Raw genomic sequence first — 12,239 nt, forward strand, 5'->3', positions numbered from 1 at the left:
TATTATCCTCCCCCGCCAATATTTCATATTATGCCCCTTACATAAAATATATTTTTATTCCATAAAAAGGATAAAAAACAAATATAACGATAATTAAAGAGTTTATTTGTTTTCTATTCTCTATAGTGACCGCTGAGTTTGTCAAATTTAAAATCTCTCAGTGATATATACGCAACTATTACGTGCACAAAATATAATTTACTCAGATGTACTTTCCCATCACTACGCTAAGGTAAAAATTAAGCTGGGTTTTGAACCGCATGAGCCTTAAATATTATTATTTAAATTCATTATGGAGTCTGCATGAAGAAATCATTACTTCTCTATTTTCTCGTTATATTCCATTCAAACAATGTTAAAGCTAATCATTTTTATCCGGAAGAGCCTATTGAGGAACCACTCTATTTCCAGAAAAAAGAATCAGCACCGGCTTGTTTCTATGCTGAAGATAATTTCCAGGGTGAGTCTTTTTGTTTGACGGCACCTGAAGCCATTGACCTTTATAATATAAAACATAGCCATCTCAATGACAGAATATCTTCCATTAAGATTCCAGAGGATGTACAAGTCACTATTTATAAAAATGATAATTTTAATCCCCCAAATTACACACTAACAGAGTCAGTTGATCTGGAATGGTTAAAGAAAATAGATATGGCGGGCCAAATTAGTGCGGTAACAACCCAAAACTCCCCTGGGCTTTGTACTCAAGATTGCATTGTAATTAAAGAAAGTAAAATAGACTTAAATAATATATTTTGGAAATATAACTCAGAATTTAGCAAGACAAATAAGTTAATATTGCTGAATGTCGACATTAATAACGAGAGCAATTTTAGTATGGGTTTTGTTCACTACCCACAAGTCATTGTGGTCGGAAAAAGTCTGTTCTTCTATGCTGAAGAAAAAAGTGAACCACTTAATATGAGGATAAGTGACAATGCCGATAATTTATCTTTCTTGTTTGGTTTAAATAATAAAAATGCAAGTTTTCAATATCTTGAAGCTAAAGGAACGGTCCCTCTCAATACCCCATTCTGGATTAACACGCAAAATTTATCAGAAGATTTAGCCGATCTATATATCACTAATGGTATTCCCGATAATGACCAAGGAAATATGCCAGAAAATATCCAACCATTAATAGTGAATAAAACTATAATGGCGATAAATAAGCACTCTCACCGCGATAGACGCGGAGCTTTAGGGACAGTTGGCTGTTTTGGTATCCCCCTGCTGGCTATTTACAATTTGGTGGTTCAGGGGCGCTGTAATCAACTTGATAAACTGGTAGGCGCGGATGAATTTTCTCACCACGATGGGGAGGGGAAAACACGGGTCGTGGCCGGTTCAGCAAAACCCCTTCCTACTGTAAAACAGACCACCAGCACTCCATTAGATAAACCAACGCCAGCAATGCTGATTTTAACACGCCTCGATACTCACCTACATAATCAAGCGGTTACTTTACCGGCAGTGGCCAAAGTCTGTAAAACCTCGACGGAGGAAATCCTCTCCGCCCGCTATCCTCGTCAGACAGGAATGCGCTGTGGGTCTAGGTTGTCCATTCTACTGGCTGATTTTACATTTCTTTTTGGCGAAAACTTATTGGATTGGACCACCGAACATTTAACCCAAGTTCTACAAAACATTAGGGATCATGGTACTACTGGCTATGCGGGATCTGACCAAGTAACAGAGTCCAGATTGGTCGAAGGTGTGCAGGAGGCCATATCTGATTTGGGGCTTACCCCATTCACCATAATGTTGGAAGAAGCCTTTAATTACGCATTATTAAATTATGCCCGCTATTTTATGCACAATGAAAACCAAGATACTTTTGCCACGCCTCAAGCAGCACAAAGTCTCCCGCTAGGGGATTATGTTTTATCTTTAGAAACTTATATTCCCCCAACAGAGCGGCCATCTCCCCTTATTAGGGATAACAACGAATGGTTTAGACCAGAAGGTTTGTATTTTGAAATAGCCGTTATTCCCGGAGGAGATCAGCATATTGCAACAAATTTAACGGAGGAAATAATCGAGGTGATTAACGATTGGCGTCAATTTTACAGTCAGGTTGAATATGAAGCAGATAATAACGGCACGCCGTTAACGAGTCACGATAGGACAATCTATGCCGCCAAGATAACCAGCAAAATGCTGTATCACATGTTAATGGACAACTCTGCTGACTATCAATTTGTCGTGGTTAAACTCAAGGGGAAAATTGTAAGTATTTTGGCCTCATTAAATGATGCCAATAATGAAGATAGCTATATTAACTTCTCGGTTACTCACCCACAGTATGTATTAAACCCAGATGAGAATGGCAGTGTTCGAGGAGCAGGAACCGCAGCCGTCAGAGAACTAGCTCGATATCTAAAAGAAAAGGGTAAAAAAACGCTCAGCTCCAATGTTATTTCACAGCCGTCAGCAATCGTTAAAAAGAAGCTGGGTTTTATACATAAAGATGAATTCTAAATCTGCCCTGTGTCGGGATTCATGCTGGCACAGGGGTATTTCATTCTTATTCGACTACAACGCGATATACACAGCGCCGTGAGCCAAAGAGTATATGCTCAGTTCGCTCAACCGGTGCTTGTAATACCTCACGGAAAACATCCAATTCCGCTCGACAGAATCCCTGACAGCTAGTCGCCGCTGCGCAAATAGGGCAATGGTTTTCAATCAGTAATATCGAACCATCGGCCTGAGTTTGACACTCAGCCATATACCCCTCTTGGGATCGCATCGCTACCAGTCGAGCCACCCGTTCACCAATATTATTGGCACCTTGCATCGCCAGACAATACTGGTCGCGGGTTTCCTGCTCACGGGTATCTATCAGTAAATCAAGGGCTTCTTCGCCTAATTTGCTTCGCACCATCCGCAACAACTGTACTGTTAACTCGCCATGGGCATCAGGAAAACGCGCATTCCCTGTATCGGTAAGTTGCCAAAGTTGGATGGGCCGCCCTACGCCTTTTGCCTGTGCTGTCGCCATAACCAGCCCATCTTTGGCTAATTTTACAAATTGTTGGCGCGCGGCCTCCCCTGTGGTGCCGAGGATCTTTCCCGCATCAGTGGCCTGCAATGGGCCGCGAGTCTTCAGCAACAGTAACAGACGTTCAGCAACAGACTGCGGCTGACTGGTTGAATGATCAGTTTTCATATCTTTCCCAGTATCATTGGTGCATTTTTTATTTTGATATTTGATTGCCAGCATAACATTTTACAAGCATATGCTTGACTTATTATCGATGACTGGCCTAAGTTATTCCAAGAATTAACTTGTTTAACTTTAACGTAACAACTAAATCAACTCAATAACCAGATTTCTGGCAGGATAAAAAACGTGATAATCAATGATGCAAGCCGATGGAGTGATTTGTTCTCCGGTAAAAATGCGGCTTTTGCTATAGCCCTGTCGGGTGGAGTGGTGTTGCACGCCATCAATATCTATATCGCCACCACTATTTTACCGTCCGTGGTTCTGGAGATTAATGGCCTGAGTCTCTATGCCTGGAATACCACTTTGTTCGTCACCGCATCAATCCTCGGCTCAGCGCTTTCAGCCCGTTTGCTCAGTGGCTACGGCCCGCGCAGTGCTTATCTGTTGGCTTCATTGACCTTTATGTTGGGCAGTGCCTTGTGTGCTATGGCACCCAATATGCCACTGATGCTGGTCGGGCGCACGGTGCAAGGCTTGGGGGGAGGCTTCTTGTTTGCCCTCTCTTACGCCATGATTAATCTGGTCTTTCCGCAATCATTATGGCCGCGAGCTATGGCGCTGATTTCAGGTATGTGGGGCGTAGCGACCTTGATTGGCCCGGCCATTGGCGGCATATTTGCTGAAATGAATGCCTGGCGTTTCGCTTTCTGGACATTACTGCCCATCACTCTAATTTATGCCATTTTCACCTGGCGCATTCTGCCCGCGGGCAAATCATCCAATTCCGCGGCTTCAGCGCTACCGGTCACACAATTAGTGTTATTAACCGCGATTGTGCTCACCATTTCAGCCAGCAGCATTGCCAGTAGCGGCTTGATTAACATGGCTGGCATGGCGGCCGCGATATTATTGCTGCTGCTATTATTGCAGATAGAATCCCGCGCCAGCACCCGCTTGCTGCCGAAAGGAGCATTGCGCCTTAATTCGCCTTTGGCGGCGCTGTACATCACCGTCTTATTACTGGCCATCGGCATTACCTGCGAGATTTTCGTGCCGTATTTCCTGCAAACCCTGCATGGCCAGTCCCCCCTGATTTCAGGTTATATTGCAGCCACCATGGCTGCGGGCTGGACACTTTCTGAGGTTATGAGTGCCGGTTGGAAAAAATCTGGGATGCGCCTGGCGATTATCAGCGGCCCAATCATTGTATTGGTGGGCTTAGTCGCACTGTCGATTCTGATGCCAACCGGCTCTCAGGGAAGCTGGCAACATATGGCACCCATTGCCATTGCGCTCACTCTGGTCGGTTTTGGTATTGGCTTTGGCTGGCCACATTTACTGACCCGAATTTTGCAAGTCGCTGCTGAGGAAGATAAAGATATCGCCGGAGCTTCAATCACCACAGTACAAATGTTTGCCACCGCAGTGGGTGCCGCGATGGCGGGTATGGTGGCCAACCTTTCTGGCCTCAATATTCCCGGAGGTGTCGCGGGCGCGGAAAATACTGCTCACTGGCTGTTTACCCTGTTTGCCATTGCGCCAGCGCTGGCGATTATCACTGCGCTGCGTTGCGCCAAGATCCCCTCACACGCCTCTTCAGTGCAAAACCCAGCTCACAGTGAAGCACCCTAAATCGTAGCCACCAACCTGCCCGCGCAGGTTGGTTTTTTCATGAGCCGTAACATTATAAGAACGATTATCACTTGATCCTGTTGTAGTGGTCGCTGGTATGCTGATTCCAAATCTCTTTTGTCGTTAGCTAACGGAGTTTATGATGAAGCCCTCTATCGTGCTGTACAAAAGCATTCCCACCGATCTGCATCAGCGTTTAGCGCAACATTTTACCGTAAACAGTTTTGACGGTTTAACACCGGATAATCAGCCCGAATTATTAGCAGCACTGCAAAAAGCCGAGGGGCTTATCGGCTCGGGCGGTAAAATCGATCAGGATTTTTTGCAATTAGCGCCGCATCTACGGGCTGCATCAACCATTTCCGTCGGTTATGACAATTTTGATGTCGATGCCCTGAATCAGCGCGGCATTGCATTGATGCACACACCAACGGTACTGACTGAGACCGTGGCAGACACCATGATGGCGCTGATGCTGGCTACAGCTCGCCGGGTGGTAGAGCTGGCTGAGCGCGTGAAAGCGGGTGAGTGGCAAGAGAGTATTGGCGATGACTGGTTTGGGGTAGATGTTCATCACAAAACTATCGGTATTCTTGGCATGGGCCGTATTGGGATGGCGCTGGCCCAACGAGCACATTTTGGTTTCAGTATGCCCGTGCTCTACACCAGCCGCCGCCCACATGAAGAAGCTGAAAAACGTTTTGGCGCTCGCCGCTGCACATTAGACACCTTATTGGCTGAAGTGGATTTTCTCTGCATTACTCTGCCGATGACCGAGCAAACTTACCATATGATTAGCCGTGAACAACTGGCTAAAATGAAATCCAGCGCAATCTTGATAAACGCAGGCCGAGGGCCGGTGGTGGATGAGCAAGCACTGATTGCCGCGCTGCAAGATGGCACCATTCATGGCGCGGGGCTGGACGTATTTGAGCAAGAACCTCTGGCGGTAGATTCGCCATTGCTCACATTGCGTAATGTTGTTGCCGTTCCACATATCGGCTCCGCAACTCATGAAACGCGTTATAACATGGCGGCCTGCGCCGTCGATAACCTGATTGCCGCACTGACCGGCACCGTCACAGAAAACTGCGTCAATCCGCAGGTGTTGAAGAAAGCATAAACACGCGCAATGGCCTGTGCTAGCAGGCCATTATCTTATGGAACTCATCTCTCGCCACTCAAAGCATCCAAAACGTATCCTCCGTCGCCCTCCACCCTACAAAAAACCTTGAGGGATGAGGCGGTTTCTTCGCCATCTGGCACTCTGATATTCATAAAACTCTATTCGATTCTCAGACCCAAGGAAGATGCACGATGAAACCTTTAATGCTCCCTTTGCTGCTAATCATGTCACCAGCAGCAATGGCGAACTGGTCATTCCCTCATTTCCCGGCTTTTACTGAACAAGATAGCGGCGTTTTCCTGAGCAGCAGTGTGCTCGCCAAAGGAGAATATCTGCTTAAATTTTATCAAGATAAACAATGCTGGCAGCCCACCGGGCCGGTAAAATTGAATCAGACATTTTCGCTGCAACCCTGTCAAAACCAGGCCGATATCCAATGGCGATTATTCCGCGATGGCCAATATCAGGTGCGTATTGATACCCGCAGCGGCACACCAACACTCACCCTGAGCCTCAAAGAACCAGTAGCGCAAGCCGTCAAAGTTGTGACACATAGCTGCCAGCGCTGGGATGGCAAACCGGTGACAATTAATGTCAGTAAGACCTTTGCTGAAGGCGACATGGTACGGGATTTCTACTCCGGCCAAACGGCGAAGGTTTCCCTCGGTAAAATTACGTTGCAACCCAGCCCCGAGAGTGGCGGTCTGCTACTGCTAGAATCGGCGAAAACTCAGCAAGCTGCGCCCTTTAGTTGGCAAAATGCCACCGTTTATTTTGCACTGACTGACCGCTTTAAAAATGGCAATCCAGACAATGACCACAGCTACGGCCGTCATGGTGATGGTATGCAAGAAATTGCCACTTTCCACGGCGGCGACCTAGCCGGATTAACCGAAAAACTTGATTATTTGCAACAGCTTGGCGTCAATGCGCTATGGATAAGTTCCCCGCTGGAGCAAATTCATGGCTGGGTCGGCGGTGGCACTAAGGGTGACTTTCCACATTATGCCTATCATGGCTATTACGGGCTGGATTGGTCACGTCTGGATGCCAATATGGGGACCGAACAAGACTTACATAAACTGGTTGAACAAGCCCATAAACGCGGCATTCGTATTCTATTTGATGTGGTAATGAATCATGTGGGATATGCCACTCTGGCTGATATGCAGAACGGCCAATTCGGGGCACTGTATCTACAAGGTGAGCAGTTAGAAAAAACTCTGGGTAAAAATTGGACTGACTGGACCCCCGGTAAAGGGCAAAATTGGCATAGTTTTAATGATTATATCAATTTCAGTGATAAAGCGGCTTGGGACAATTGGTGGGGAAAGAAATGGATCCGCACTGATATTGGCGATTATGACTCCCCCGGCTATGATGATCTGACCATGTCGCTGGCTTTCCTCCCGGACATCAAAACAGAATCCACCCAACCCAGTGGGCTACCCGTATTTTATCGCCATAAACCGGATACTGCGGCACGCGAAATTGCCGGGGCCACACCGCGTGATTACCTCACTCATTGGTTGAGCCAATGGGTTCGCGATTACGGTATCGATGGCTTTCGTGTTGATACCGCCAAACATGTCGAAAAGCCCGCCTGGCAACAACTGAAGCAACAAAGCGCTGCGGCTCTGGCTGAGTGGAAAGCGGCTCACCCCGAACAAGCACTGGATGATTTGCCATTCTGGATGACCGGAGAAGCTTGGGGGCATGGTGTGATGAAAAGTGATTATTACCAAAATGGCTTCGATGCCATGATTAATTTTGATTTTCAGGATCAAGCTAAACAGGCACTGGCTTGCTTCTCATCCATTGACGGCACTTATCAGCAAATGGCTGATAAGTTACAAAACTTCAATGTATTGAGCTACATTTCATCTCATGATACCCGACTATTTTTTAAAGATGATGCCCAACAATCATTGATAAAACAGCAACGTGCAGGTGATCTGTTGCTGCTGGCTCCGGGGGCAGTGCAGATTTTCTATGGCGATGAAAGCGGGCGAGAATTCGGCGCCACCGGTTCAGACCCATTGCAAGGAACTCGCTCGGATATGAACTGGAATGAACTGGCAGGTGAAAAAGGCGCGCTGCTGGCGCACTGGCAAAAAGTCAGCCAGTTCCGAGCCCACCATCCGGCTATTGGTGCCGGAGTTCAACAGTCTCAACAAACTGCTGATTACTATGCTTTTAGTCGCCAACATCAAGGCGATAAAGTGCTCGTGGTTTGGGTCGGGGACAAAAAAGAGTAAACTAGATTGTTATTCTGCAATAACACTTCCTGCCGATATTTTCACTCGGCAGGAAGAAATCTTTCCGCATTGCGTCCGCTTTTATCTACGAGTATGGTAGTTGTTCACTTATGGATAACAATAAATTTTCATTTATGAAGTTCTCACTTTTCGGCGACAAATTCACACGCTACGCGGGTATTACCAGGCTCATGGACGACCTTAATGATGGCCTGAGAACCCCAGGTTCTATCATGCTTGGCGGGGGTAATCCGGCGCATATTCCAGAGATGGATGCTTATTTCCAACAACTGTGTCAGGACATGCTGGAACACGGAAAATTGACCGAGGCGCTGTGCAATTACGACGGGCCACAAGGTAAAGATTTGCTACTGAAAGCACTGGCAAAAATGCTGCGCGATGAGCTGGGTTGGCAAATTGAGCCACAGAATATTGCACTGACAAATGGCAGTCAAAGCGCATTTTTCTACTTATTTAATTTGTTCGCTGGCCGCTATGCTGATGGCAATCGTCGCCGGGTGTTATTCCCGCTGGCGCCAGAGTATCTCGGTTATGCCGACGCAGGTCTGGACGAGGACTTATTTGTCTCCGCCAAACCCAATATTGAGTTGCTGCCAGAAGGGCAATTCAAGTATCACGTCGATTTTGAACACCTCAATATTACTGACGATATTGGCCTAATATGTGTGTCTCGGCCAACAAACCCGACTGGGAATGTCATTACTGACGAAGAGTTAATCCGCCTTGATGCCATTGCTCAGCAACGCGGTATTCCGTTATTGATTGATAATGCTTATGGCGTGCCATTCCCCGGCATTATCTTTTCTGACGCGACGCCACTGTGGAACCCGAATATTATTCTGTGCATGAGCTTGTCGAAGCTGGGCTTGCCGGGTTCGCGCTGTGGGATTGTGATAGCCGATGAGAAAGTGATTTCGGCGATCACCAATATGAATGGCATTATCAGCCTGTCACCGGGCAGCCTGGGGCCGGCGATTGCCGCTGAAATGATTGAACGCGGTGATTTGTTGCGGTTATCCAATGAGGTCATCCGGCCATTCTATTTTGAGCGGGTACAGCAAACTATCGCCATTCTGCGCAAATACTTACCGCCAGAACGTTGCCTGATCCACAAGCCGGAAGGGGCGATATTCCTGTGGCTGTGGTTTAAAGATTTGCCTATCAGCACCGAACTGCTCTATCAGCGCTTGAAAAAACGCGGAGTGTTGATGGTTCCGGGCCACTATTTCTTCCCGGGTCTGGAATATGATTGGCCACATACCCATCAGTGCATGCGGATGAATTATGTCCCGGCACCGGAGGATATCGAAAAGGGTGTGGTGATTTTGGCTGAAGAGATTGAGTTGGCATTTCAGGAAGCGAAGTAATTTCTGAGAATAAATAGCTGAGGGCCGCTTACCAGGCCGCCCTCAGTTTTATTTTATAATCGAATCCAAAGTTATTGCGTTACATGGTCGTCCAAAACAATACCGCCAATATCTGCGGTGACATTATTCGCAAAAACATCGCCAGTGGATAAACTGTTGCATAAGATAACGCCGCCGCACCGCTGGTTGGGTGCAAGCCATTAGCAAAAGCCAATGCCGGTGGATCTGTCATTGAACCGGCTAGCATGCCGCACAATGTCAGGTAGTTCATCTTGACTAACATGCGCGCCAGAATCCCCACGGTCAGTAATGGTATCCCGGTTATCATCGCCCCATAACCAATCCACGCCAGCCCATCGCCATTAACCAGGGTATTGATAAAATCACCGCCAGACTTCAGCCCAACGACTGACAAGAACAATACAATTCCCAGTTCACGCAGGGCCAGGTTGGCACTCGGTGGCATAAACCAATACAACTTCCCGATGCTGCCAATTCGCCCAAGAATCAGTGCGACGACGAGCGGCCCCCCCGCCAAACCTAAGCGCAGCGCTGCCGGGAACCCCGGAATAAAGAGCGGAATTGATCCTAACAATACCCCCAGACCGACACCGATAAAGACGGGTAACATCTGCACTTGTTGCAGTTTCTGTTGCGCATTACCCACCACCGCAGATACCGCCTCAATGGCTTCCGGCCGCCCGACCAAATTAAGAATGTCACCGAATTGCAAACTGGCACTATTACTGGCGACCAGCTCAATACCCGCACGGTTTAAGCGGGTGATTGCCACGTCATACTTTTGCTTAAGATTAAGATCACGAATCTTTTTACCCAGTACCGCTTCGTTGGTCACTACCACACGGGCAGTTTGCAATGCCGTACCGGCGGTAGACAAGGTGACATCCACCTCTTCCCCGACCACCAACCGCACTTTCTCTAGGGCCTCTCGCTGCCCAACCAAATGCAGATAGTCACCCAATTCAATCACAGTCGCTGACAATGGCACCATCAACAAGTCACCGCGTTTCAGGCGGGAACAAACGACGTCATCACTGTTGAGTAACGGCACGTCCTGTACAGATAAACCATGCAGATTGGGGTTACGAACTGCCACGTTCATCGTTTGTAGCAGCTCGCGATTCTGGCCGTGACTGCTATCGAACTCTTTTGCTTCACGATCGACGTTGATTTTAAAGAACAAACGGATCAACCACATCACCAGCAAAATACCGCAAATACCGAATGGATAGGCCATGGCATAGCCCATCCCCATTTGGCTGACCAATTGTGGTGGCGAACCTAAATCGGTGAGGATTTGCTGTGCGGCCCCGAGAGCCGGGGTGTTGGTGACCGCACCTGAAAATACGCCCAAAATGATAGGCAGCGGCACGGCAAACAATTTATGAATAATAGCGGTCACTAACCCACCAACAATCACCATCAGGATAGCAAAGCAGTTAAGCCGCAACCCCGATACCCGCAGTGAGGAGAAGAACCCCGGGCCGACCTGAATACCGATAGTGTAAACAAACAGGATAAGACCAAACTCCTGAATGAAGTGCAGCATGTCTCCATTGAGAACCAATTGGTAAGTTTGTGCAAAATGGCCCACGATAATGCCGCCAAATAACACACCGCCAATACCTAACCCCACACCATAGACTTTCCAATTACCGATCCATAACCCCAATACGGCGACCAGCGCCAACATACTGACGGTAAGGGCGATAGCACTCATAAATCACTTCCTTGCCTAAGTTTAAAAACGGGTCGGCCATGTGGGATATCACTTCGGTCATACATGGCCTGAAATTCTTCTGCCCTAAATAACTCGAATTGCAGGAAGGCGAACCCCGATGAGCTTACATTTGTAAGTGATTCGGGTGATTGAGCACAGCCAACGCACATGCAACTTGAAATATCTCGGATATACAATTATGTCGAATATACAATTAGTAAGGATTCTGTCAGAAGGGGGGGCGGTTGACTGTGGGATGCGCCACAAAATGCACCGGAGAGTGGGTAATCTCTCCGGTGAAAAAATAAACACGGAAAAGCTTAATGCTAAAAGGACAAAACAAGGAGAGGATATTCGTTACCGGCACCTCAGGCAGAGGTACCGGTCATCATAATTACTGCTGTTCAGATTGCTCAGTTGTCGCCGGGTTATCTAATACCTGACGTTCTTGAGGTGCCGCACTGCCAATGCTAATACGCTGTGGTTGCAGCGCTTCAGGCACTTGGCGCAACAGATCAATGTGCAGCAAACCATTTTCAAATTGAGCATTATCAACATTCAGATGCTCTGCCAGCGTAAAGGTCAATGAGAACTCTTTACGAACCAATCCTTGATGCAGATATTCAACCTGTTTTTCAGTTGGTGTCGGCTTACCGCGAACAGTCAAACGCGGGCCTTCTACTTCAATATCCAGTTCGCTCTGTTTAAAACCGGCTAATGCCAGTGAGATGCGATAGTGGTTATCATCAGTTTTCTCAATATTATATGGTGGGAACCCCTGAGAATCCTGACCGCCCTGCATTGAGCTGGCTAATTTATCAAAACCAATCCACTGACGAAGCAAAGGTGACAAATCATAATTACGCATAAACATAACTCCTTCTTTGAAGCGAGATAAGATAATAGACAGTCACGAATT

General features: G+C 47.2%; 8 protein-coding genes. 5 read left to right on the top strand and 3 right to left on the bottom strand.

What is annotated here, in order from left to right; all coding sequences use genetic code 11:
* Positions 1–303 precede the first annotated feature (303 nt).
* Complete coding sequence (locus tag F0T03_RS21185) at positions 304–2,484, top strand: beta/gamma crystallin domain-containing protein (protein WP_159680550.1); 2,181 nt, start codon at positions 304–306, stop codon at positions 2,482–2,484.
* 46 nt (positions 2,485–2,530) lie between these two features.
* Here the strand turns inward: F0T03_RS21185 and F0T03_RS21190 are convergent, their stop codons facing one another.
* Entirely contained in the window at positions 2,531–3,175 is a 645-nt protein-coding gene (locus F0T03_RS21190; protein ID WP_159680552.1) for a helix-turn-helix transcriptional regulator, read from the bottom strand.
* A 189-nt stretch (positions 3,176–3,364) separates the two neighbouring features.
* On the opposite strand from F0T03_RS21190, the gene F0T03_RS21195 reads away from it, so the two are divergent.
* From F0T03_RS21195 to F0T03_RS21210, 4 genes are all read left to right on the top strand, one after another.
* On the top strand, positions 3,365–4,807 hold the full coding sequence (locus tag F0T03_RS21195) for an MFS transporter (RefSeq protein WP_162527068.1): 1,443 nt from the start codon (positions 3,365–3,367) through the stop codon (positions 4,805–4,807).
* Between the two features lie 142 nt (positions 4,808–4,949).
* Positions 4,950–5,930, top strand: a complete 981-nt coding sequence (gene ghrB / locus F0T03_RS21200; RefSeq protein ID WP_145555362.1) for a glyoxylate/hydroxypyruvate reductase GhrB — start codon at positions 4,950–4,952, stop codon at positions 5,928–5,930.
* Positions 5,931–6,124: 194 nt separating this feature from the next.
* Complete coding sequence (locus F0T03_RS21205) at positions 6,125–8,191, top strand: alpha-amylase (protein WP_159680556.1); 2,067 nt, start codon at positions 6,125–6,127, stop codon at positions 8,189–8,191.
* Positions 8,192–8,325: 134 nt separating this feature from the next.
* Positions 8,326–9,579: a valine--pyruvate transaminase gene (locus tag F0T03_RS21210; protein ID WP_145555363.1), complete on the top strand. Its 1,254-nt coding sequence runs from the start codon at positions 8,326–8,328 to the stop codon at positions 9,577–9,579.
* A 79-nt stretch (positions 9,580–9,658) separates the two neighbouring features.
* Here F0T03_RS21210 and F0T03_RS21215 read toward each other — a convergent pair whose 3' ends face one another.
* Both F0T03_RS21215 and ibpB read right to left on the bottom strand, forming a co-directional pair.
* Positions 9,659–11,320 (bottom strand): putative transporter, encoded by a 1,662-nt coding sequence (locus tag F0T03_RS21215; RefSeq protein WP_145555307.1) that lies wholly within the window; start codon positions 11,318–11,320, stop codon positions 9,659–9,661.
* Between the two features lie 394 nt (positions 11,321–11,714).
* Positions 11,715–12,188 (bottom strand): small heat shock chaperone IbpB, encoded by a 474-nt coding sequence (gene ibpB, locus F0T03_RS21220; protein ID WP_145555308.1) that lies wholly within the window; start codon positions 12,186–12,188, stop codon positions 11,715–11,717.
* Positions 12,189–12,239 lie beyond the last annotated feature (51 nt).

The sequence above is a fragment of the Yersinia canariae genome (assembly GCF_009831415.1).
GTDB lineage: Bacteria > Pseudomonadota > Gammaproteobacteria > Enterobacterales > Enterobacteriaceae > Yersinia > Yersinia canariae.

Coding starts and splice junctions, on each gene's coding strand:
- F0T03_RS21190 (WP_159680552.1), bottom strand. CDS start 3,175: ATGAAAACTGATCATTCAACCAGTCAGCCGCAGTCTGTTGCTGAACGT.
- F0T03_RS21210 (WP_145555363.1), top strand. CDS start 8,326: ATGAAGTTCTCACTTTTCGGCGACAAATTCACACGCTACGCGGGTATT.
- F0T03_RS21215 (WP_145555307.1), bottom strand. CDS start 11,320: ATGAGTGCTATCGCCCTTACCGTCAGTATGTTGGCGCTGGTCGCCGTA.
- ghrB (WP_145555362.1), top strand. CDS start 4,950: ATGAAGCCCTCTATCGTGCTGTACAAAAGCATTCCCACCGATCTGCAT.
- F0T03_RS21205 (WP_159680556.1), top strand. CDS start 6,125: ATGAAACCTTTAATGCTCCCTTTGCTGCTAATCATGTCACCAGCAGCA.
- F0T03_RS21185 (WP_159680550.1), top strand. CDS start 304: ATGAAGAAATCATTACTTCTCTATTTTCTCGTTATATTCCATTCAAAC.
- ibpB (WP_145555308.1), bottom strand. CDS start 12,188: ATGCGTAATTATGATTTGTCACCTTTGCTTCGTCAGTGGATTGGTTTT.